At 41.2% G+C, this 21,609-nt stretch carries 21 protein-coding genes; 9 read left to right on the plus strand and 12 right to left on the minus strand.

Annotated features, from left to right (window positions below; all coding sequences use genetic code 11):
• Window positions 1-30: 30 nt before the first annotated feature.
• Window positions 31-747 (plus strand): two-component system response regulator ArcA, encoded by a 717-nt coding sequence (gene arcA, locus QUE86_RS03540; protein WP_054551295.1) that lies wholly within the window; start codon window positions 31-33, stop codon window positions 745-747.
• 6 nt (window positions 748-753) lie between these two features.
• Here arcA and arcB read toward each other — a convergent pair whose 3' ends face one another.
• Window positions 754-3,081: an aerobic respiration two-component sensor histidine kinase ArcB gene (gene arcB, locus QUE86_RS03545; RefSeq protein WP_130050835.1), complete on the minus strand. Its 2,328-nt coding sequence runs from the start codon at window positions 3,079-3,081 to the stop codon at window positions 754-756.
• A 174-nt stretch (window positions 3,082-3,255) separates the two neighbouring features.
• On the opposite strand from arcB, the gene folE2 reads away from it, so the two are divergent.
• The 4 genes from folE2 (at window position 3,256) to QUE86_RS03565 (ending at window position 6,614) form a co-directional block, all read left to right on the plus strand.
• Complete coding sequence (folE2, locus tag QUE86_RS03550; protein ID WP_130050834.1) at window positions 3,256-4,176, plus strand: GTP cyclohydrolase FolE2; 921 nt, start codon at window positions 3,256-3,258, stop codon at window positions 4,174-4,176.
• Window positions 4,177-4,257: 81 nt separating this feature from the next.
• Window positions 4,258-4,851 carry a DUF2726 domain-containing protein gene (locus QUE86_RS03555; RefSeq protein ID WP_130050833.1) on the plus strand — a complete coding sequence of 198 codons (594 nt, stop codon included), beginning with the start codon at window positions 4,258-4,260 and terminating at the stop codon, window positions 4,849-4,851.
• A gap of 103 nt (window positions 4,852-4,954) precedes the next feature.
• A complete protein-coding gene (gene mtnN / locus QUE86_RS03560; RefSeq protein WP_286259249.1) occupies window positions 4,955-5,662 on the plus strand; it encodes a 5'-methylthioadenosine/S-adenosylhomocysteine nucleosidase in 708 nt (235 codons plus the stop codon).
• Between the two features lies 1 nt (window position 5,663).
• Window positions 5,664-6,614: a cobalamin biosynthesis protein CobD/CbiB gene (locus tag QUE86_RS03565; RefSeq protein ID WP_286259251.1), complete on the plus strand. Its 951-nt coding sequence runs from the start codon at window positions 5,664-5,666 to the stop codon at window positions 6,612-6,614.
• 61 nt (window positions 6,615-6,675) lie between these two features.
• On the opposite strand, the gene tyrS is transcribed toward QUE86_RS03565, so the two are convergent.
• Window positions 6,676-7,875: a tyrosine--tRNA ligase gene (tyrS, locus tag QUE86_RS03570; protein ID WP_130050830.1), complete on the minus strand. Its 1,200-nt coding sequence runs from the start codon at window positions 7,873-7,875 to the stop codon at window positions 6,676-6,678.
• 398 nt (window positions 7,876-8,273) lie between these two features.
• Here tyrS and QUE86_RS03575 point away from each other — a divergent pair, with 398 nt between their 5' ends.
• The gene (locus QUE86_RS03575; RefSeq protein WP_130050829.1) at window positions 8,274-9,590 is read left to right on the plus strand and encodes a peptidoglycan DD-metalloendopeptidase family protein; all 1,317 of its coding nucleotides are present in this window, start codon (window positions 8,274-8,276) and stop codon (window positions 9,588-9,590) included.
• Window positions 9,591-9,740: 150 nt separating this feature from the next.
• On the opposite strand, the gene QUE86_RS03580 is transcribed toward QUE86_RS03575, so the two are convergent.
• The 4 genes from QUE86_RS03580 to QUE86_RS03595 form a co-directional block, all read right to left on the minus strand.
• On the minus strand, window positions 9,741-9,917 hold the full coding sequence (locus QUE86_RS03580; RefSeq protein ID WP_165385086.1) for a hypothetical protein: 177 nt from the start codon (window positions 9,915-9,917) through the stop codon (window positions 9,741-9,743).
• 97 nt (window positions 9,918-10,014) lie between these two features.
• Window positions 10,015-11,145 (minus strand): sodium ion-translocating decarboxylase subunit beta, encoded by a 1,131-nt coding sequence (locus tag QUE86_RS03585; RefSeq protein ID WP_130050828.1) that lies wholly within the window; start codon window positions 11,143-11,145, stop codon window positions 10,015-10,017.
• Between the two features lie 12 nt (window positions 11,146-11,157).
• A complete protein-coding gene (oadA, locus tag QUE86_RS03590) occupies window positions 11,158-12,930 on the minus strand; it encodes a sodium-extruding oxaloacetate decarboxylase subunit alpha (protein WP_130050827.1) in 1,773 nt (590 codons plus the stop codon).
• A gap of 15 nt (window positions 12,931-12,945) precedes the next feature.
• Window positions 12,946-13,194, minus strand: coding sequence for an OadG family protein (locus QUE86_RS03595; RefSeq protein WP_130050826.1), 249 nt, complete (start codon window positions 13,192-13,194; stop codon window positions 12,946-12,948).
• Between the two features lie 534 nt (window positions 13,195-13,728).
• Between QUE86_RS03595 and QUE86_RS03600 the strand changes: the two genes are divergently transcribed.
• Together QUE86_RS03600 and QUE86_RS03605 are read left to right on the plus strand one after the other, a co-directional pair.
• Window positions 13,729-13,902, plus strand: a complete 174-nt coding sequence (locus QUE86_RS03600; protein WP_130050825.1) for a DUF1328 domain-containing protein — start codon at window positions 13,729-13,731, stop codon at window positions 13,900-13,902.
• 49 nt (window positions 13,903-13,951) lie between these two features.
• A complete protein-coding gene (locus tag QUE86_RS03605; protein ID WP_054551284.1) occupies window positions 13,952-14,143 on the plus strand; it encodes a hypothetical protein in 192 nt (63 codons plus the stop codon).
• Window positions 14,144-14,669: 526 nt separating this feature from the next.
• Here the strand turns inward: QUE86_RS03605 and QUE86_RS03610 are convergent.
• Entirely contained in the window at window positions 14,670-15,593 is a 924-nt protein-coding gene (locus QUE86_RS03610) for a hypothetical protein (RefSeq protein WP_286259262.1), read from the minus strand.
• Between the two features lie 123 nt (window positions 15,594-15,716).
• On the opposite strand from QUE86_RS03610, the gene QUE86_RS03615 reads away from it, so the two are divergent.
• Window positions 15,717-16,184 carry a YcxB family protein gene (locus QUE86_RS03615; RefSeq protein ID WP_286259264.1) on the plus strand — a complete coding sequence of 156 codons (468 nt, stop codon included), beginning with the start codon at window positions 15,717-15,719 and terminating at the stop codon, window positions 16,182-16,184.
• 27 nt (window positions 16,185-16,211) lie between these two features.
• On the opposite strand, the gene csrA is transcribed toward QUE86_RS03615, so the two are convergent.
• The 5 genes from csrA to QUE86_RS03640 all read right to left on the minus strand — a co-directional run bounded on the left by csrA (window position 16,212) and on the right by QUE86_RS03640 (window position 21,585).
• Complete coding sequence (csrA, locus tag QUE86_RS03620) at window positions 16,212-16,403, minus strand: carbon storage regulator CsrA (protein WP_036970495.1); 192 nt, start codon at window positions 16,401-16,403, stop codon at window positions 16,212-16,214.
• A 93-nt stretch (window positions 16,404-16,496) separates the two neighbouring features.
• Window positions 16,497-17,714, minus strand: coding sequence for an aspartate kinase (locus QUE86_RS03625; protein ID WP_130050821.1), 1,218 nt, complete (start codon window positions 17,712-17,714; stop codon window positions 16,497-16,499).
• Window positions 17,715-17,720: 6 nt separating this feature from the next.
• On the minus strand, window positions 17,721-20,321 hold the full coding sequence (gene alaS, locus QUE86_RS03630) for an alanine--tRNA ligase (protein ID WP_286259269.1): 2,601 nt from the start codon (window positions 20,319-20,321) through the stop codon (window positions 17,721-17,723).
• A gap of 17 nt (window positions 20,322-20,338) precedes the next feature.
• The gene (locus QUE86_RS03635) at window positions 20,339-20,791 is read right to left on the minus strand and encodes a regulatory protein RecX (protein WP_130050819.1); all 453 of its coding nucleotides are present in this window, start codon (window positions 20,789-20,791) and stop codon (window positions 20,339-20,341) included.
• On the minus strand, window positions 20,791-21,585 hold the full coding sequence (locus QUE86_RS03640) for a BPSS1780 family membrane protein (protein ID WP_130050818.1): 795 nt from the start codon (window positions 21,583-21,585) through the stop codon (window positions 20,791-20,793). Before QUE86_RS03640 ends, QUE86_RS03635 begins: the two co-directional genes overlap by 1 nt.
• Window positions 21,586-21,609: the final 24 nt, after the last annotated feature.

Raw genomic sequence — 21,609 nt, forward strand, 5'->3', positions numbered from 1 at the left:
AAATAAAATTTCCGAAAAGGTTAATATACAATGCAAACGCCAGTCATTCTGATCGTAGAGGATGAAGACGTAACTCGACTAAACCTCGTTAGTTTATTTGAAGCTGAAGGTTACAAAGTTATTGAAGCCATTGATGGCGATGATATGCATGACAAGCTTACAAATAATGATGATGTGAACCTTGTAGTTATGGACATCAACCTACCAGGTAAAAACGGGCTAATCTTAGCGCGTGAATTACGTCAAAAACGTAACGTTGGTTTAATTTTCTTAACAGGTCGTGACAACGACGTTGATCGCATTTTAGGTCTTGAAATTGGTGCTGATGATTACATCACTAAACCTTTCAACCCTCGCGAATTAACTATTCGTGCTCGTAACCTTATTTCGCGCACAGCCCTTGGTGGCGAAGAAGCGAATATCGAAACAAATGGTGTTATCACATTTAACGGTTGGGAACTTGATGAAAACAGCCGTTGTTTAACATCACCAAGTGGCGATGCGAAGCGTTTACCTAAAGGTGAATACCGCGCGCTACGCTTAATGCTTGACTCACCGGGCCGTATTTTCAGCCGTGAGCAATTAATCAAGCACATGACTGGTCGTGAGCTTCGCGCTAATGACCGTACTGTAGACGTAACGATTCGTCGTATCAGAAAACACTTTGAAAGCGATAACAGCACATCTGAGCTAATCAGCACCATCCATGGTGAAGGCTACCGCTTCATTGGTAAAATCGACAGCTAATTAGAATTAATCTTCTAACTGTTGCAAGAATAATTGGAGGGCTTCACGCCCTTCATTTATTTTAACTGCTAGTTCATCAAGCCACAGTTGTAACTCTTCACTACTTTCATCAAGCGCGCCGTGTTCCATCTTCTTAGCGTGTAACTGCACATCGTTTAAGCCTACAGAACCAGCCGCACCTTTTAATTTATGTGCCACCGATTTGTACTCTTCTCTATCATCTGCCGCTAAGGCATCTGCCAGCTCAGTTTGGTACTGAGGGTTTAACTTATTAAATAACTCACAGCTACGATTAAATATAACCAGCCCCATAGAGCCTACAAAGTCTTCGATGGTTTCTATGTCGAGTAACTCAATGCGAATACCTGATAAATCTTTTTCAGTCACGGCTTTGATTGGCTCAGGCTGACAGTTTTTTTGCTGTTTGATATCAAATAGCTCGCCGAGCATTTTATCGAGTTTAGTGGTGTTGATAGGCTTGGCAAGTGCTCCTTGAATATTGATGCCAGCAAGCTCTTCTTCGGCGCTACGTACGTTGGCAGTCAAGGCGACGATTGGCAGCTTATCAAAGTGTTCATCGTCACGAATTTGACGAGCTACTTCATCACCATTGATATCAGGTAATTGCATATCAAGCAGAACTAGATCTAAGTCATCTTCTGTATAGACAAACGACAGTGCATCTTCACCAGTTTCAGCCCAAATAACTTCGTGCCCTCGCTGCTCAAGTAAGTTAGTAGCTATTTCAGCATTTAACGGCACATCTTCCACTAAAAGAATGTTTAAGCTACGAACTGCATAACTTTGCTCTGTAGGCGCAATACATAACTGAAGCGGTATTTCGACTACAAAAACACTGCCCTCACCTTCTGTACTGCTGACATTAATTTCACCTTTCATCGCGCTAACGAGTGCTTTCGTTACCGCAAGGCCGATACCAGAGCCAATGGCATTAGTACCATTGATATCAGGTGCTTTATAGTACATGTCAAAAATACGGTGTAGTTGCTCTTGCGGAATACCCTGCCCTGTATCACTGACTCGCATAACTAACCACGGACCATCGGCACGATTCTCACGACGACATTCAAGTTCAACATGGCCTTGTTGAGTAAACTTAACCGCATTGTTGATAAGGTTCCAAACAACTTGGCGTAAACGAGTTGGGTCGAGCGATGCGTAAACATCCAGCGTACCTTTGCGCTTAATATTGAACTCTAGCCCTTTTTGTTCAGCAATCAGACCGGCAAAGTTCACTACATCATTAATAAAGTCGGCCACGTTGACTGAGTCGGCAACAATATCGAGCTGCTCACGGTCAATTTTATCTAAATCAATAATATCGTTAAAAATATTGCCAAGGGTTTCGGCACTCGAAAATACCGTGTTACACCAGCTACGTTGCTGTTTATCTAGTTCAGTATCAAGTAGCATGCGGGTTAAACCCACAATACCGTTAAGCGGCGTTCTTAACTCATGACTTAAAGTCGCAATGAACTTACCTTTATCTTTATAGGCTGCTTCAAGTGCTTGTGCTGCTTCTTTACGACTGGTGATATCACGTCCAAAAGCAAGTAAACCAATGTACTCACCTTTTTCATTAATAAAGGGTAACTTACGCATTTCAAACCAACGCTTTTCACCCCCTACTGGATATTCAACATCAAGAGTGAGAGCTTGGTGAGTTTGTGATACTTTTTTATCGGTGCGCAGTACCTCAGGTAAATAATCACTTGGGTAGATTTCTTCAACACTTTTACCTATTAACTCATCGCTGCTTTTCCCTATCACTTGTTCGAACATTTTATTACAGCCAGCAAATACGCCGTTGTTGTCGCGGTAATAAAACAAATCGGGAGACGAGTCGACAATAGAGCGCAATAACATACCTTGTTGTGCAAGCTCTTGTTGGGTTTTCTTACGCTCGGCAATTTCACGCCTGAGTTCTTCGATTGCTCTGTGTTTGGCATGAAACGCCATTTTACGCTCATCAATCTCTTCATTTAAGCGACTGATATTGTCTTTTAGCGTTTGGTTGAGTAGTTTTTCTTGTTTGGTTGCGCTATCTAGATAGCTGTAAGAGGCTTCTAACTGACGAATTGAGTTAAGCAGCACAGTAATTAAAATCGGCGATACCACCGCAGTGAAGAACATCACCGCCAAAACATCAACTAAAGTCACCGTACCGACTGCTACATAATAAAACATGCACGATAAGATCAGTGACATGACCAATAATAAGGCATAACAGGCGGCGGCAGTTTTAAACTCACCGTATTTAGAAATAAAGCTTGAGAGTGTGCGAGCCCACGGACTCAAAGAAGAATCAATCATATATTAAAGCTTAGGCACATAATCGAAAAAAAACAGCATAGCTGATTTTATCACTATTCCTTTAGAAATATTCATATTGTGCGATAAACATAGAATTTTTTCATCAACGCCGCTTTTTTATATTTTTTCATGTAAAATACCGCGCTTTAATAATTGCAAAGAATGAGTATTACCATGCAAACCACGATGCCAGATATTGCTGATACGGCTCCCGCCCTACAAACAGGTAAATTAGACTGGGTTGGCATGGGCGAAATTGAACTTCCTTTCATTTTTGAAACTCGCAATATTGCCCCTGTAAATGTAATTGCCAAGGCACGAGCTTTTGTAAACTTGCATAAAGAAGACGCGAAAGGCATTCACATGTCGCGTTTATTTTTAGCGTTAGACACTTTATCAACCGAGCAGCAAGTTAATCCACAAACACTTGCCCAAGCACTTGATGCCTTTATTAGTAGTCATGATGATTTAAGTGACCAAGCACAAATCGAATTTAAATTTGAGCTGCCTTTACGTCGTAAATCTTTATTAAGTGGCAAAGTGGGTTGGAAAAACTACCCTATTCACCTGATCGCGAAGATCAACCAAGGTGTTTTAAGCTTTGAGTTAATGGTTGATGTAACTTACTCGTCAACATGCCCATGTTCAGCAGCCCTTGCTCGTCAATTAATTCAAAATGCGTTTAGCGAAAAGTTTGCAGAGCAAAATGTTGATAAGCAAACTGTTTTAGAATGGCTAGGCACAACTGACGGAATTGTTGCTACACCACACTCACAGCGTTCAATTGCAAACGTGAAAGTAAAACTCGATAGTAACGTTGACAGTTTTGATGTGGTTGGCTTAATTGATGCGTTAGAAGCTGAGCTAAAAACACCTGTGCAAGCGGCAGTTAAACGTGAAGATGAGCAAGAATTTGCCCGCTTAAATGGTCAAAACTTAATGTTCTGCGAAGATGCTGCACGTAAAATTAAAGGCTTACTTGAACAGCATAACTACGCAGATTATTGGTTGCAAATCAATCACTACGAATCACTTCATGCCCATGACGCAGTAGCAATCGCAGTTAAAGGGATTGCAGGCGGATACACAGCTTAAAAATTTCGAGTACCTCCACACACTTAGGCACGCTAATTGCTTTTAATTTTCAGTGTCAATTTGTTGTTGTGGAGTTACCGTATGGAATTCGCTTTATTATCAATTTTAGTTTTAGTCGTAGTAGCCTCTGTTGTTGCGTCGAAGTTTACCGATGAAGGCGGAAACCCCTATCCTTTCACTCGTAAGCAAACTGTTTTTACGCAAGTTGAGAGTGCTTTTTTACATCTTCTTGAACGTGCTGTAGGCGATCAGTATAAAATCGTAAGCCGCGTTAAACTGATTGATTTAATCGACTGTAAACAAGGTTTATCAGTAAAAGCTAAACGCGCAGCGATGGCTAAAGCCAAAAACAAACAGTTAGATTATGTACTTATCGACAAAGATAAACTAACTATTGTTGCCGCTGTTGATTTGGTAAATAACACCAACCGCGACGGCCACAAAGCTCAACGAGATTGGTTTGTTAGCGGCGCATTAGAAGCTGCAGGCATTCCACATATTCGTATGAAGGTAAAATCAGGTTATCAACCAAGAGAAGTACGTGATGCAATCATGTTTAAGCTTGGTAAACCTGCAGCAGCACCAGTTAGACCCGCACGTAACCGCGTAACTAAACCAGCCGTGTTGTCACCATCACAAGCAAAAGCACACTCAACGGCGCTCGCTGAAATTTAGCCTGTCATAATATTGGCAAAAGCAGACTTTAAAGTCTGCTTTTTTGTTTGTTTTAGCTGTTTTTAGGTATAATCATTCTATTCAATCTAAGGAATCAAATATTATGCACGTTGGTATTATTGGCGCGATGGAGCCAGAAGTAAAAATCTTACGCGAAGCGATGGCAAACCCAAGCATCATGACTAAAGCTGGTTTTACATTTTACACCGGTGAATTAGCGGGTAACACTGTTACTTTAGTTCAATCTGGCATTGGTAAAGTAGCTTCTGCAGTAGCAACAACACTACTAATCGATAACTTCAGCCCAGATTGTGTGATCAACACAGGTTCTGCAGGTGGTTTTGAAGCGTCACTAAATGTAGGCGATGTGGTTATCTCTTCAGAAGTGCGCCATCACGATGTAGACGTTACTGCATTTGGTTACGAAATTGGCCAAGTACCACAAATGCCTGCGGGCTTTGCTGCTCACCCTAAACTGATTGAAGCGGCAGAGCAAAGCGTAAACCAAATCAGCGATGTTAAAACCATGATTGGCCTAATTTGTACCGGTGATTCATTTATGTGTGACCCAGTACGAATTGAAAAAACACGCGCTGAATTCCCAACGATGCTTGCTGTAGAAATGGAAGGTGCGGCAATTGCTCAAGCTTGCCACGTATTAGAAACACCATTTGTTGTGATTCGTTCAATGTCTGACATTGCTGGTAAAGAATCACCGCAATCATTTGAAGAGTATATCGAAACTGCATCTATCAACTCTTCTAAAATGGTGGTTGCTCTACTTGAAAAACTGACGTCGGTGAGTTTATAAGGTGATTACAAATATTGTTCAAAACCATTTGGACATTATTGTATTTTTTGTAGCGCTCTTAGCTGAGCGCTTCTTTCCTTTGGTTAGTTGGTATCATCCAAACACCTTTTTAACCGTTATTTTCTCTGCACTCGGCGAGCGTTTATACAACCCAACGAACCCCAAAAGCTATCAGTATTTAGCCTCAACTTTGGCTTTTACACTCACTATTTTAGTGATAGTGACATTGATCGTGCTGTTTTTAGAGTTTGCTTTTTACCCTGAGTTATTAAATGGCTTAATTTTATATTTTTTACTCAGTAGCCGCGCTCAAGAGAAGAAATCTTTACGTATTGCCAGATTACTCAAACTCAATCAAAAAGCGACAGCTAGAGAGCTACTAGCTAGCCTCGTTGCCCGTGATGTATCACGTTTATCAGATCCTGGAATTTGCAAAGCAACGATGGAGTCACTGGTGCTACAAAGTGCACGGCATTATTTTGCCGTTATTTTCTTTTATATACTTGGCGGCGCTATCCTTGCTTTGGTTTATCGCTTACTCACATTAATTCATCAAGCATGGCGAAAAAACCGCAAACCCGACAACCCGTTTTTGGCTCCCATTGCTAAGCTCCTGTTTGTATTGGAGTGGCTACCCACTCGATTAGTCGCATTAACGATTGCAGCAACCAATGCCAGCAAGCAATGTATTCATTATATAAAACACTATGGCAGACACTTTTATCAAACCAATACAGGGTGGCTGTTGAGTGTTACATCGGCTGCTTTGCAAGTGCAGTTAGGTGGCCCTGCCCTATACCAAGGTGAGCGCTTTAATAAAATGCGTGTTGGTACCGATCGCCTACCAAATGCTGATGATATTCCCACATTAATCAATCGTTTAAATCAAGCGAAAGCATTTTGGTTACTGCTTATAGTCGGGATTGAAGTAATTAGCCTATTCACAAACTAATCAAAATATAAGCACAAAAAAACCAGCCGCAGCTGGTTTTTTTATTCTGTAGCTTATTTAATTAAGCTAACGTGATTTTAGCAAACTTACGCTTACCTACTTGGTAAATCTGTGTTGTACCTTTAGCAACTTCAAGCTTAGTATCCGTTACTTTTTCTTCACCATTAATCTTTACAGCGCCTTGCTTAATCATACGCATTGCTTCTGATGTACTTGCTACAAGGTTAGCTTCTTTTAATAAATTAGTGATGAACACAGTGTCTTCAGCAATCGTTACTGTTACTTCAGGGATCTCATCTGGTAATGCATTCTTTTGGAAACGCTTGATAAAATCTTGATGAGCGCCTTCAGCTGCTTCTTCACTGTGGAAGCGAGCAATCATTTCTTTCGCTAGCTCAATCTTGATGTCGCGTGGGTTCGCACCATCAGCAACACGCTGTTTAAGTGCAGCAATTTCTTCGATTGATAAGGCACTTAATAAGTCATAGTAACGCCACATTAGCTCATCGCTAATAGACATGACTTTACCAAACATATCGTTAGGCTCATCAGTAATACCAATGTAGTTACCTAATGACTTAGACATTTTTTGAACGCCATCAGTACCTTCAAGCAGTGGCATCATTAATACTGTTTGTGGCTTCTGACCTTCATCTTTTTGTAATTCACGACCCATTAATAGGTTAAAGCGTTGGTCTGTACCGCCAAGCTCTACATCAGCTTCTAATGCAACAGAATCCCAACCTTGTACCAGTGGATATAAAAATTCGTGGATAGCAATTGATTGACCGCCGGCATAACGCTTTTTAAAGTCATCACGTTCTAGCATACGTGCTACTGTTTGACGCGCAGCCAATTTAATCATACCTGCAGCACCGAGGTTCTCCATCCAAGTAGAGTTGAACGCAACAGTAGTTTTAGCAGGGTCAAGTATCTTAAATACTTGCTCTTTATATGTTTCAGCGTTAGCTAGAACATCTTCACGAGTTAACGGTTTACGTGTTACGTTTTTACCCGTTGGATCGCCAATCATACCGGTGAAATCACCGATTAAGAAAATTACTTCATGACCTAGATCTTGGAAGGTTTTCATTTTGTTGATAAGAACTGTATGACCTAAATGCAGATCAGGCGCAGTTGGATCGAAACCCGCTTTGATCTTAAGTTTCTTACCAGACTTTAGCTTTTCAACTAATTCGTCTTCAATTAATATCTCTTCTGCACCGCGTTTTATCTCAGCTAGAGCGGTTTGTAAATCCACTGTGTATTACTCCAAAAATTCAGCTACCGGGGCGTGGTGGCCTGTCAGGGTTATAAATATAGAGCTAAAAACTTTAAAATTTAGCTAGTTAGCACCAAAAAGCGACACTAGAAAAAAGCCTAACTTAAATAGTTTAAGAAACAGCCCTGAAGGCAGCGCGCATGATTGTTCTTTATACCGCGTTATTGCAATTTTATGAAGGTACTTTAGTTAACTAATCTAGATTTAGTTTAACCATAGGCATCTGCTGCAATTTCAACCAAAAAAGTTTAACGCGCAGGCCAATTCTAGCGTAAAATAGCGCCAGTTTAAATCTACAAAACACTGGTATTTGCTCTATTTTAGGTATATCCTGCGATATTAGTATTTAAATTTCTTGACAGCAGAAAAGGCACGATATGGTTCACGTAGTGCACAAACTTCCCAAAAAACACAAACTGCTTATTCTCGGTTTGGTTTCTGCTATTGTCGGCTTGGCATTATTGCCTTCTGAAAAAGCCACCGCATCAAAGGACAACAGTGCGAACGCACTTGAAATTGGCAAACGCTACGAATTACAAGTTAAAGTTGATGATAACGAAAAACTAACTGAGCTAAATTCGGAGCAAGCAGCAGCAAAACTTCCAGAATACGAGCTTATCGACCATGAAGTACGTAATGGCGATAATTTAGCACTTATATTCAAACGTGCGGGTTTCTCAGCGCAAACATTACACAAACTAGTTAATACCAACGCTGAAACTCGTAAGTTAACAAAAATTCACCCAGGCGAAATCTTAAGCTTTGCAACGGCCGAAGATGGCTCTCTAGCGCAGCTTCGTTATGTGATTTCAAAAACAGATACCTTATACGTTACATTAAATGACGAAGGTAACTACGACACCGCTATTGATAGCAAAGAAATCGAAACGCTAAGTAAATCAGCTGGCGGTGAGATCTCTAATAGTTTTTGGACGTCTGGTATTGCCGCTGGTTTAAGCGAGCGTCAAATTATGAATTTTGCTGACATCTTCGGTTGGGATGTCGACTTCGCTAATGACATTCGTAAAGGTGACCAATTTGGTCTTATTTACGAAGCTCACTATGTTGATGGTGAGTACATTGGTGATGGTAAAATTATTGCCGCAGAATTTATTAATCAAGGCGAGCGTTATACCGCTATTCGCCATACAGATGGTAACTTCTACACGCCTGAAGGCCGTAGCATGAAAAAAGCCTTCTTACGTGCGCCAGTTAACTTTAAGTATATTAGCTCGAGCTTTAATCCTCGCCGCTTACACCCTGTGACTAAGACGGTAAAACCACATAATGGTATTGATTACGCTGCACGTACAGGTACGCCAGTGGTTTCATCGGGTAATGGTAAAGTAATTAAAGCTGGTTACAGTAAGTACAATGGTAACTACGTTTTTATTAGCCATGGCACACAGTATGTGACTAAATACTTACACTTAAACAAGAAAATGGTTAGAACAGGCCAAAAAGTGAAGCAAGGCCAAAAAATTGGTACCGTTGGTGCGACAGGCCGCGTAACAGGCCCACACTTACACTATGAATTCTTAGTAAACGGCGTGCATCGTAATCCGAAAACAGTCAAACTACCTAAATCAGAGCCTTTACCGCGCGATGAGCTAGCTAAGTTTAAACCAATTGCTGATAACTTCTTAGCGCAATTACAGCGTAATAGAGAGTTACAACTAGCGTTAAATAAGTAGCTAAGTAAACATAATAAAGCCGCTTCAATTGAAGCGGCTTTTTCGTTTCTGAGACAATTCAAGATAAAACGGTTATGGCGTTATCAAACTAAACTTATTGCCGACTCTATTCATACCTTAAATTAAACACGCTCATTACCGATACAATTATTATCTTAATAATACATAGATAAGCTGAATAATTAGCGAAATCATCACTAGTGGCCAAATATACTTTGCATATTTAGTTGCGCCATCAAGCCCCATTTTAGACTGATACTTTTCAAGTAGCGGTATTAGAATAACCAAGGCAACAAAAAGGCAGAGTAAGATAATAAAAATATTCATGATGGCTTCCTTACACAAGAATCATTTAACTACCTAGTCTATAGACAAAAAAAAGCGCAGTAAAATTACTGCGCCAGTCGGTTGGAAGTAAATCGACTTAGCCAACAATAGCTAACAGAATACCTGCTGCAACGGCACTTCCTAATACCCCTGCTACGTTTGGCCCCATGGCATGCATTAACAAGAAGTTATGCGGGTTGCTCTCAAGACCAACCTTATTAACCACACGTGCTGCCATTGGTACCGCTGATACACCTGCTGCGCCCACTAATGGGTTGATTGGCGATTTAGAGATCTTATTAAGCCCTTTTGCCATAAACACACCTGAAGCTGTACCTATCGCAAAGGCCAAAGCACCTAACACCAAAATACCTATTGTTTCTACGGTTAAGAACTTATCTGCCGCAAGCTTTGAGCCCACCGCTAAGCCTAAGAAAATGGTGGTAATGTTGATGATTTCGTTTTGTGCACTATTACTTAAACGATCAACCACGCCCGATTCACGCATCAAGTTACCCAAGCAAAACATACCTACCAGAGGTGTTGCAGCTGGTAAAAACAAGATGGTTAAACTCAACACCATTAACGGGAAAACAATTTTCTCTTTCTTCGATACAGTACGAAGTTGCGGCATTTGAATTTCACGCTCTTCTTGTGTTGTTAGTGCACGCATAATTGGCGGCTGAATAATTGGCACCAATGCCATGTATGAATAAGCCGCAACTGCGATTGCACCAAGTAAATCAGGCGCTAACTTAGATGCTAAGAAAATAGCTGTTGGACCATCTGCACCACCAATTATGGCAATCGCAGATGCATCTTGTAGTGTAAATTCAAAGCCAGGAATAAAGTTAAGTAGTATTGCACCAAATAGAGTAGCAAAAATACCAAACTGTGCAGCCGCACCTAACAACAACATACGAGGGTTTGCTATCAAGGCACTAAAGTCTGTAAGCGCACCAACCCCCATGAAGATCAAAAGTGGGAACACCCCAGAATCAATCCCGATGTGGTACACATAATAAAGTAACCCACCCGGCTCAGATAACCCGGCCACAGGGATATTCGTTAAAATAGCCCCAAAGCCAATAGGTAATAACAACAGTGGCTCAAAGTTACGTGCAATTGCTAAATAAAGTAACAAGCAACCAACCGCAATCATGATCAATGCCGCAAAGGTAAAATTAGCAATACCCGTGGCATGCCAGAGGTTTAAAACACCATCCATCCTCTGCCTCTCCTATGCTAGCGCGATTAGCGCATCGCCAGTGGCAACAGAGTCACCCTCAGCTACTAATACTTCTGCAATTGTACCTGAGTGTACGGCGCGAACTTCTGTTTCCATTTTCATCGCTTCCATGATAATAACCACATCACCTTCATTTACTGTTTGGCCTGGTTTCACTTTCACTTTGAAAATATTACCAGCCAACGGCGCATTGAGTGTTTCGCCTGCTGACGCTGAAGCAGACTGAGGAATTAATTCACTGTCTTTTAAAGTTACTTCTTTAAGCTCACCACCTTGTGCTACGACGACATCGTAAACTTTACCATCAACTTTAACGCTGTATTGCTCCGCTTTTACAGGGCTTGAAGAAGCAGGTTTGCTTTCAGACTTGGCAACTTCACCTGTTGGAATTGCTTCAAACGCATCTGGGTTGTTGCGGTTTTTAATAAATTTAAGGCCTATTTGTGGGAATAATGCATATGTAAGTACATCATCAATCACGTCATCAGCAAGTTCTAAACCTTGCTCTTTGGCTTCACTTAATAACTCAGCTTCAAGTTTCTCAAGCTCAGGCTCTAATTTATCTGCAGGACGACAAGTAATTGCCTCTGCGCCTTCTAGCACTCGTTCTTGCAGCTCTTTATTCATAGGTGCAGGAGTGGCACCATATTCACCTTTGAGCACGCCCGCAGTTTCTTTAGTAATGGTTTTGTAACGCTCGCCAGTTAATACGTTAAGTACCGCTTGGGTACCTACAATTTGCGAGGTTGGCGTAACCAAAGGAATAAAACCTAAGTCTTCACGAACACGTGGGATCTCAAGTAATACTTGATCAAGCTTATCAGCCGCGCCTTGTTCTTTAAGCTGGTTTTCCATGTTAGTTAACATGCCGCCAGGTACCTGAGCTAATAAGATGCGACCATCAACGCCTTTTAAGCTACCTTCAAAAGCAGCATATTTCTTACGTACATCACGGAAGTAAGCTGCAATTTCTTCTAATTGGTTTAAATCAAGGCCAGTATCTCGCTCTGTGCCTTCGACAATTGAAACTATTGTCTCCGTCGCGCTATGACCATAAGTCATACTCATTGACGAAATCGCCGTATCAAGCATATCAATACCTGCATCGATTGCTTTTTGATAAGTTGCAGTGCTTAAGCCAGTAGTAGCATGGCATTGCATCGCAATAGGAATAGACACGGTTTCTTTTAGGCCTTTGATCAACTGCTCACAATCATATGGCTTTAATAAACCTGCCATATCTTTAATACAAATCGAATGACAGCCAAGCTCTTCAAGCTGTTTTGCGAGTTTCAGCCACATATCAAGTGTATGTACAGGACTTACTGTGTATGAAATTGTACCTTGAGCGTGAGCTCCCACTTTAACAGCTGCTTTAATAGCAGTTTCAAGGTTTCGTACATCGTTCATCGCATCGAAAATACGAAATACATCAACACCATTTTTGTGTGCTCGCTCGACAAACTTTTCGACCACATCATCAGCATAATGACGGTAGCCTAAAAGGTTTTGTCCACGAAGTAACATTTGCTGCTTAGTGTTTGGCATTGCAGCCTTTAGTTCGCGAATACGTTGCCAAGGATCTTCACCTAAATAACGGATACACGAGTCAAACGTTGCACCCCCCCATGATTCAATTGACCAATAACCCGCATTGTCGAGTTTTTCGGCTATGGGTAGCATGTCGTCTAAGCGCATACGCGTTGCCAAAAGAGACTGGTGTGCGTCACGCAATACTAATTCGGTTAATTTTAATTTAGCCATGTTCGAGCTGCCCCGTTATTTTTGTTTATTTCGAAATTGAGCGATTGCAGCGCTTATTGCTGCAATATGTGCCTGAGGCACACCCTGTTGAGGTTGAATTTTTGCTGTTCGCGTAGGTTCTGCACTTGCTGGATCATCAAATCGACCCACTAGTTTTGACATTAAAGTGACTGCTGTAATCAGAATAGTCAGAAAAACAAACACGCCTACCATGCCTGTTACCATCAAACTGGCCGCAGTGGTGAGTAATCCACCTATATCCATACGACTCCCCTCGCTTACTTAAAATAAAAAGTTATTTTTGTTAAATAATTATGCACCAATAATAACAAACCAAAATCATTTGTATAGCACCATTGTAAATTGGTAAAACCAATTAATTTTAAAATAACATGCCGCACATATAATTAACACCCTACATTTCCATCATTCAAAGCCTCGATATAGATGATATAAATAGTCGATATAGCCATAAGTTATATGTTCAGCTATTAACTAAAAACCAGAAAGCGTCTAAAAACCACACACAACAAGGTGTTAGACTTTACCAACCAATAAAAAGTTAAATTGGTCTTACCAATACTGTGGCAATCTGATGTTTTCCTCATGCAACTCAATATGAAAAAATATCACTATGAATAACTTACATGCTTACTCGTAAATGTTACCAAGTGATGAACATCTACCAGCATCACAAATAAAGGTAAACCATTGAAATAAAACAAGTAAAACATCTGGCACAGAACTCGCTTCAGTTACATCGAACTTTAGAAAATTTAAATAGCCAAGGAGACCATTATGTTACGCTGGACCATTACTTTTTTAGTTATCGCGTTAATCGCAGCAGTGTTAGGTTTTGGTGGTATCGCAGGAGCCGCTGCAGGCATCGCTAAAATTATCTTTTTTATATTTTTAGTACTACTAGTTATTTCACTGGTATCTGGAGCTCTTAGAGGTAACGCCCCTAAGTAGTTATAAGCAAATAACCACTTAATTTATTTTATTTACAAGGAATTTCGTTATGAAAAATTCAACTTTGAAAGCCGCTACTATCGCTCTATTTTCAGGTCTATTCATCATGGGTTGTGAAGATAACTCGGCAGAAGATGCAGGTGAGCGTATTGATGAAGCAATTACTGATACACAAAATGCTGTTGAAGACGCATGTGAAGAAGTAAAAGAAGGTGTTAACGCAGAAGAAACTAACTGCTAATCACAACACTTTATGAAGAAAGCGGCCAAGTGTCGCTTTTTTTGTGTATGCAAGTTAGCAAGTTAGCAAGTTAGCAAGTTAGCAAGTTAGCAAGTTAGCAAGTTAGCAAGTTAGCAAGTTAGCAAGTTAGCAAGTTAGCAAGTTAGCAAGTTAGCAAGTTAGCAAGTTAGCAAGTTAGCAAGTTAGCAAGTTAGCAAGTTAGCAAGTTAGCAAGTTAGCAAGTTAGCAAGTTAGCAAGTCTAGGCTGCCTGCTGCTTGTGTCAAGGAGCTTGCTAACTTTACTCTTTCCCCCAGAAACTCGCTAATTTGTTAGGTTTCGCTCCGCTCTACCCTACGCCACGTAGGTCGTTATTTATGGCGACACGTGTTTTATCACACATACGTGACGGGCTAAAGCCCGACTTACAGCCGCATAAATTGAGAGAATCGCGCGAAATAAATTTCACGCCTACGCGGGGTAAACCCGCAGCTACCTTAAGCTCGTAACTTTACTCTTTCCCCTAGAAACTCGCTAACTTGTTGGGTTTCACTTACAACCCGTTGTGAGGGGCTCGTTTGTCGTTACACTCGCTATATGCCACTTCCCATCAACAAAGCTCACTTTTGCTACATCACTCACAGCAAAATCACCAGGTACATTCAAGCGTGTTAAGTTACTTGCTAACTGTTGTTTACAGTATGGACCTGTATCACCATGCATCACTAACACAGGCTTATTGGTGTGCTTTGCGAAGTCACTGATGGCATCACGGTATACTTTAAAAGCATCACAGTTTGAGCGCTGTGATTCACTACAAACTGGTTTACTGGTCGGGTGGTAAATATCAGCCTGAAAGCCAAACACATACGCCTTAGCATCTTGCTGAATGAGTGCTTGTTTTAACCAAATTAAATTGTACTTATCACGTTTGTCGGCTGCATCAAGTGCTGCGCTTTTGTCACTTTTTAAAATTTGCGAGCGACCATTAAAAGTACCTGGTATATGTAAGGTGCGAAACTCAATGCCATCGAATTGCCAACGAGCATTCTCTAGCATTTCAGCTTGTGTTACATAACCCTGTAACTGTTTTGCTTTTTGTCTATAAGCATCGTCGAACATTAAGCCTTTAACAAAACTTAGCCGTTCGAGCTCATCGAATTGAGGAGTTAATGTGACGCGGTCGCAATCTGTCCACTCATTATCACCTGGGGTGTAAATAAAAGGCTGCGTAGTCAGCGATGTTAATAACGCCTTATTAGTTTGCAAAAGCTTATTCGTGCAAGCAAGCGCTCCTGATTTCATGTCGCCAAGGTGCATTAAAAAGCCATGGGGTGTTGCAGCGATTGCCTTAGTAATTTTTCCGTCATTTGCGAGATTAATTTCATCAATCGGGGTGTATGGCATATCGCCCATAACTAAAAAAGTATTTGAAGTCATTGCAAGCGCTAATGACATTGAACTAACAAACATACAACTTACCCCTAAAAATACAGATACCTTAAGCTCTCATAATGACAACTAAATGAAAACCAACTGCGGCAGTTTTTTTCTATCAATGTTAAACTGCTGCCAGTCGAATAAGTGAGTCTGAGAATGACATTAAGTACAAATTACACACTAGATAAACCGTATTATTACGAATGCTTTGATGAGTCTTTACCTTATTCATCACAAGCCAAGCCTAAATACCCGCTGTTGGCATTGTTAATAACCTTAGGCTTATTAGCTTTTTATCAATTAGAGAACCATTATCTGGGCAGCTTTATGATTATGCTTGCTGTCGTTGAGTGTTTATCGTTTTATTACAAGCGCCCATGGTGGGTCGCAAGACAAATGATGAGCCGAGCATCAGGTAGCGAAGTGACCATCATCTTTGATGATGAAGGAGTGAAGGCCGAAAACCCATATAAAAGCTACCAATTAAGCTGGCAACAAATTAGTGAGATTATTGAAACTGAACGAGGTTATATTTTAAAGGCGCAGCGCGGTATGCAATATATTTCTAAACAAGCGCTAAATGATGAAATAACAGCTGAACTAAATAAAAGAGCCACTCAATGAGTGGCTCTTAAAAATATCTATCGCTGATTAAACATTGCCCGGATTTGGGTTAGATTTCTCTGCTTGGATTCGCATGTAGATTTCTTCACGATGTACTGATACATCTTTAGGTGCATTTACACCAATGCGAACTTGATTTCCTTTAACACCAAGAACAGTAACTGTTACTTCGTCACCGATCATAAGGGTTTCACCTACTCTACGAGTTAGTATTAGCATTCTCTTGCTCCCATGTTCCAAAAAATTAAAAGATTCCGCGTCAAAAACATTCTAATGAAATCTAGACTTAAAAGTAAGTAAAAACTCTAGATCTTATTCATTTTCAGTTAAAAAAACTTTGTGTAGTGCACGTACAGCCAGTTCTAAATATTTTTCATCAATTAAAACTGATATCTTTATTTCTGATGTCGACACAAGCATCACTTTGATGTTTTCTTCGCCAAGCGCATTAAAAAATAAGCTTGCCACACCAGAGTGAGATTTCATCCCTACACCTACTGCAGACACTTTGGCAACATTGCTGACCCCTTTAATAGATTCTGCGCTGATACCATCTTGGTTTTTGGTCAGAATTTCGAGTGCTTGCTCAAAATCATTCGTGTGCACAGTAAAAGCATAGTCTATTTTTTCAAAGTTATGATTAACTTGATTAATCATATCTATTTCGATGCCGAATTCTGCGAAAAGTTTCAATATTTTTGCAAGGTTTTCCGTCCCTTGGTGCACGCCATTGACGTAAATCAAACTTTCGTCACGATTAAAGGCGATACCCGACACAATGTTTGCTTGCACATCCGGTTCCTCAAAACTGATCAAGGTTCCTTGATCCGGGTTAAAACTCGATAACACTCTGAGCGGTATATTGTATTTTCCTGCGGCTTCGACACTGCGAATATGCAGAACCTTAGCCCCAAGACTGGCCATTTCAAGCATCTCTTCGAAGGTAACATGGCTCATACGTCGCGCATTTGGTTCAATACGCGGATCAGTGGTGTATACCCCATCAACATCGGTGTAAATTTGACATTCATCCGCATTGACAGCACCTGCAATCTCAACCGCAGAAGTATCTGTACCACCGCGACCGAGCGTGGTGATATTACCTTCAATATCGCGCCCCTGAAAGCCTGCAATTATGGCAATACGGTTATGCTCAAGCTCATGCTTTAGACGAGTCGCAGCAACCTCTTCAATACGCGCTTTACCAAACATATTGTCGGTGCGAATATTAACCTGATCGGCAAGTAAGCTTACCGCTGAATGACCACGTTTAATGATAGCCATTGCCAATAAAGAGACTGAGACTTGCTCACCTGTGGTCAGCAATACATCAAGCTCACGAGCGCTAGGTCGAGAATCGATTTGTTTAGCGAGTTCAATAAGACGGTTAGTTTCTCCCGACATAGCCGAAAGCACTACCACAACTTGGTGGCCTTGTTGCTTAGTTTTTACAACAAGGTCGGCGACGGCCTCAATTCGCTCTATTGAGCCAACTGAGGTGCCACCGAATTTTTGGACGATAAGTGCCACTAGTGATTAAGAACGCTCAGTTAACCAGCCAGTTACACTTTCTAAGGCTGCAGTAAGGTTCTCTGGCTGAGTACCACCTGCTTGTGCCATATCAGGACGACCACCGCCCTTACCACCTACTTGTGCAGCCATGTGATTTACAAGCTCACCAGCTTTCACTTTACTTGTTAGGTCTTTAGTTACACCCGCGATCAGGCTTACTTTATCGCCATTGGCTACACCAAGAGCAATTACACCTGAACCAATCTTAGTTTTCAGGTCATCAACCATGCCACGTAGTGCTTTAGATTCAGTACCAGCAACATCAGCGACCAGAAGTTTGATACCATTCACTTCAACTACAGAGTCAAGTAACGATGCCCCTGCCGCACTTGCTAGCTTGTCGTTAAGCTGGGCAATTTGCTTCTCAAGACCTTTTGACTTCTCAAGTAATGCTGTCACTTTTTCAAGTACACTGCTGCTATCACCTTTTACTAGCGCTGCAACATCATTTAGCTGTTGCTCTTGCTCATTAACATAGGCAACAGCTTCTGCACCTGTTACTGCTTCGATACGGCGAATACCTGCAGCGATACCACTTTCTGACACAATTTTGAATAAGCCGATATCACCAGCACGCTTAACGTGTGTACCACCACATAGTTCAATTGAGTAATCACCAATGGTTACTACGCGAACTTCGTCGTCGTATTTTTCACCGAATAATGCCATTGCACCTTTTGCTTTGGCATCTTCAATAGCCATTAGCTCAGTTTCAAGAGCAAAGTTACGACGGATCTCATCATTCACTGCGCGCTCGATTTGACGTAATTCGTCTTTTGTTACCGCTTCAAAGTGAGAGAAGTCAAAACGTAAACGCTCAGGGTCAACAAGTGAACCTTTTTGATTTACGTGCTCACCTAAAATTTGACGTAACGTCTCGTGCAATATGTGTGTTGCAGTGTGGTTTTTCTTGATGCTATCGCGACGTGCTGCATCAATTGTTGCCTCTGCTTTATCATTTGTACCAATGCGTCCTTGAACACGACCGTGGTGCGCAAATGCGTTACCAAGCTTAGTAGTGTTAGTGACTACGAACTCACCACCAGCGACTTTTAACACACCCGTATCACCAACCTGGCCACCAGATTCAGCATAAAAAGGTGTACGGTCTAAGATTGCGATACCTTCTTGACCATCTTCAAGTACAGAAACTGATTGACCTTCAGAGAAAAGCTCAACCACAGTGCCAGTGTAATGCTCTGCATCGTAGCCTTTAAAGTCAGTGTGTTTTTCTGACTTAAGTTGTTGGTTGTAATCAGCACCAAACTTACCAGCTTGCTGTGCTTGCTTACGCTGTACGGCCATACATTCTTGGAAGCCGTGCTCATCAATCGTCATGAAACGCTCACGCGCCACATCTGCTGTTAAGTCAGCAGGGAAACCGTAAGTGTCATAAAGCTTGAACACTAAGTCGCCAGGGATCACATCACCTTTGATGTCAGTTAGGCTTTCTTCTAAAATAGCAAGACCACGCTCAAGTGTTTTACCAAACTGCTCTTCTTCAATACGTAGTACTTTCTCGATAATTTCTTGTTGCTTAGCAAGCTCTGGGTACGCTTGGCCCATTTGTTCGATTAGAGCAGCAACTAGCTTGTAGAAGAACGCACCTTTCGCGCCTAGCTTATTACCGTGACGAACTGCACGACGAATAATACGACGTAACACATAGCCACGGCCTTCGTTTGATGGCATAACGCCATCAGATACTAAGAACGCACATGAACGAATGTGGTCAGCAACAACGCGTAGTGATTTATCATCTAAGTCTTGCGCGTTTGTTACTTTAGCTGCAGCGGCAATAAGTGCTTGGAATAAATCGATTTCATAGTTTGAGTGAACGCCTTGTAAAATTGCAGAGATACGCTCAAGACCCATACCTGTATCAACAGACTGCTTAGGAAGAGGTTCCATTGTGCCGTCGGCATGGCGGTTATACTGCATAAATACTAGGTTCCAGATCTCGATGAAACGGTCACCGTCTTCTTCTGGAGAGCCAGGAGGACCACCCCAAATTTCTTCACCGTGATCGTAAAAGATTTCAGAACATGGACCACAAGGACCCGTATCACCCATTGACCAGAAGTTATCGCTAGTTGCAATGCGAATAATGCGATCTTCACTTAGACCCACTTCTTTATGCCAAATGTTGAAGGCTTCTTCATCATCGTGATAAATGGTTACTAGTAGCTTTTCTTGCGGTAGTTTTACAACATCAGTTAGAAACTCCCACGCAAACTTGATTGCGTCTTGCTTGAAGTAATCACCAAAGCTGAAGTTACCTAACATTTCAAAGAATGTATGGTGACGTGCAGTGTAACCTACGTTTTCTAGGTCGTTATGTTTACCACCTGCACGCACACAACGTTGTGAGCTGGTCGCACGTGAGTAAGGGCGGCTTTCGGCACCTAAAAATACATCTTTAAATTGCACCATACCGGCGTTATTAAATAATAACGTGGCATCGTTACCCGGGATCAGCGAGCTTGAAGGAACAATTTGGTGTTGTTTAGAGGCAAAAAAGTCTAAGAACTGTTGCCTGATCTGTGCGGTAGTCATATGCTGCATGTGAAAATCTCACCCGTTTATTGCTGTGCTTGCATTGCAAAATCAATTTGTTCGTAATTAAAGCCTCGATACATCAAGTAGCGTACACGTTTCGCTCTTTCTTTATGGTCGAGTTCTTTACCTGAATTTGAAAACTTCTTTAAATATGCGTCCTGCGCGAGTTCGAACCAATCGACTTCGAACTCCTCGAGCGTCTTATCTAATAATGCTCGGTCTATCCCTTTTGCCATTGCTTCGCTCTGAATGCGTTTTGCACCATGATACTTAGCTAAATGGCGGCGTACAAACCCTTCACAGTAGCGCTGTTCGTTGATAAAGTTGTGTGACTCACACCAGTCTAACAAGCGTTCTGTGAACTCCGGCGACGCCTCTTTTTGCAGTAACTTTCGTGTTAAATCTCGACGCGAATAATCTTGTCGAGACAGTAACCAAAGTACATAATTCTTTAACTTTTGTTCTTTATCATCCATTACGCGTCAAAGCGTCCTGATTGTGACTGTGCTTCAGGTGCTTTTGTTTGGTCATCACCTTTTGGCACAACCGGCATAAAAATAGCCTGAAAAGACACAAAGAAACTAATGTAACAAATTGGCATTAAAACCAATAGAGGAATAAATGATAAAGGAATACAGATTACCATTAAAACGGCGCAAATTAGACCATAAACACTCAGTGGCGCCATATTATGGTAAAACACCATGAATGAGGTTTTTAAAACCTGAAACATATTGCTTTGTTTTTGAAAGTAAACCAATGGCACTGCATAAGCAAAAGCTGTTAGATACACACAGATAGCCAATAGAAATACCGCAACTTGCCCCATTGAAATGGTTGCCAATAAATCTGTAATGTGTGTTTGGTTCTGCGGATCAAAAGTCTGGCTCGAAATAACTGCGTAGGCATCAGCAAAAATGAAATTAGAAAGTAAGGCTAATAAAATACCTGCTGCCATCTGATACACTGCAACGCGCACTAAACCTATACGGTTTCCTTTATTACTAAACGGCTTAAAGATATCAGCTTGGCTGATAGTCCCGCCTTGTTGTTTTGTTAATACAGCTTGATAAAAACCAGCCATCAAAAACGGGGTTACAAATGCACCAACAACTTGCAGTAAAGGTAGCAGCAATGCCAAAAAGCTAATTATCACGATTAGCAGGTGCATTAAAATAAAGGTAAACGGTTGCAGCTTAAAGATTTCCCATCCAGCTTTAAACCATTTAACGCCTGCACCTGCTTTAAAAATACGTACTTCGATCGACATAGTTTCTCATTCAATAACAACAAA

The sequence above is a fragment of the Pseudoalteromonas apostichopi genome (genome assembly GCF_030297135.1).
GTDB lineage: Bacteria > Pseudomonadota > Gammaproteobacteria > Enterobacterales > Alteromonadaceae > Pseudoalteromonas > Pseudoalteromonas apostichopi.

Excerpts from the sequence above, each read along its gene's own strand:
- arcA (WP_054551295.1), top strand. The coding sequence starts at position 31 with ATGCAAACGCCAGTCATTCTGATCGTAGAGGATGAAGACGTAACTCGA.
- arcB (WP_130050835.1), bottom strand. The coding sequence starts at position 3,081 with ATGATTGATTCTTCTTTGAGTCCGTGGGCTCGCACACTCTCAAGCTTT.
- folE2 (WP_130050834.1), top strand. The coding sequence starts at position 3,256 with ATGCAAACCACGATGCCAGATATTGCTGATACGGCTCCCGCCCTACAA.
- QUE86_RS03555 (WP_130050833.1), top strand. The coding sequence starts at position 4,258 with ATGGAATTCGCTTTATTATCAATTTTAGTTTTAGTCGTAGTAGCCTCT.
- mtnN (WP_286259249.1), top strand. The coding sequence starts at position 4,955 with ATGCACGTTGGTATTATTGGCGCGATGGAGCCAGAAGTAAAAATCTTA.
- QUE86_RS03575 (WP_130050829.1), top strand. The coding sequence starts at position 8,274 with ATGGTTCACGTAGTGCACAAACTTCCCAAAAAACACAAACTGCTTATT.
- QUE86_RS03580 (WP_165385086.1), bottom strand. The coding sequence starts at position 9,917 with ATGAATATTTTTATTATCTTACTCTGCCTTTTTGTTGCCTTGGTTATT.
- QUE86_RS03585 (WP_130050828.1), bottom strand. The coding sequence starts at position 11,145 with ATGGATGGTGTTTTAAACCTCTGGCATGCCACGGGTATTGCTAATTTT.
- oadA (WP_130050827.1), bottom strand. The coding sequence starts at position 12,930 with ATGGCTAAATTAAAATTAACCGAATTAGTATTGCGTGACGCACACCAG.
- QUE86_RS03595 (WP_130050826.1), bottom strand. The coding sequence starts at position 13,194 with ATGGATATAGGTGGATTACTCACCACTGCGGCCAGTTTGATGGTAACA.
- QUE86_RS03600 (WP_130050825.1), top strand. The coding sequence starts at position 13,729 with ATGTTACGCTGGACCATTACTTTTTTAGTTATCGCGTTAATCGCAGCA.
- QUE86_RS03605 (WP_054551284.1), top strand. The coding sequence starts at position 13,952 with ATGAAAAATTCAACTTTGAAAGCCGCTACTATCGCTCTATTTTCAGGT.
- QUE86_RS03610 (WP_286259262.1), bottom strand. The coding sequence starts at position 15,593 with ATGTTTGTTAGTTCAATGTCATTAGCGCTTGCAATGACTTCAAATACT.
- QUE86_RS03615 (WP_286259264.1), top strand. The coding sequence starts at position 15,717 with ATGACATTAAGTACAAATTACACACTAGATAAACCGTATTATTACGAA.
- csrA (WP_036970495.1), bottom strand. The coding sequence starts at position 16,403 with ATGCTAATACTAACTCGTAGAGTAGGTGAAACCCTTATGATCGGTGAC.
- alaS (WP_286259269.1), bottom strand. The coding sequence starts at position 20,321 with ATGCAGCATATGACTACCGCACAGATCAGGCAACAGTTCTTAGACTTT.
- QUE86_RS03635 (WP_130050819.1), bottom strand. The coding sequence starts at position 20,791 with ATGGATGATAAAGAACAAAAGTTAAAGAATTATGTACTTTGGTTACTG.
- QUE86_RS03640 (WP_130050818.1), bottom strand. The coding sequence starts at position 21,585 with ATGTCGATCGAAGTACGTATTTTTAAAGCAGGTGCAGGCGTTAAATGG.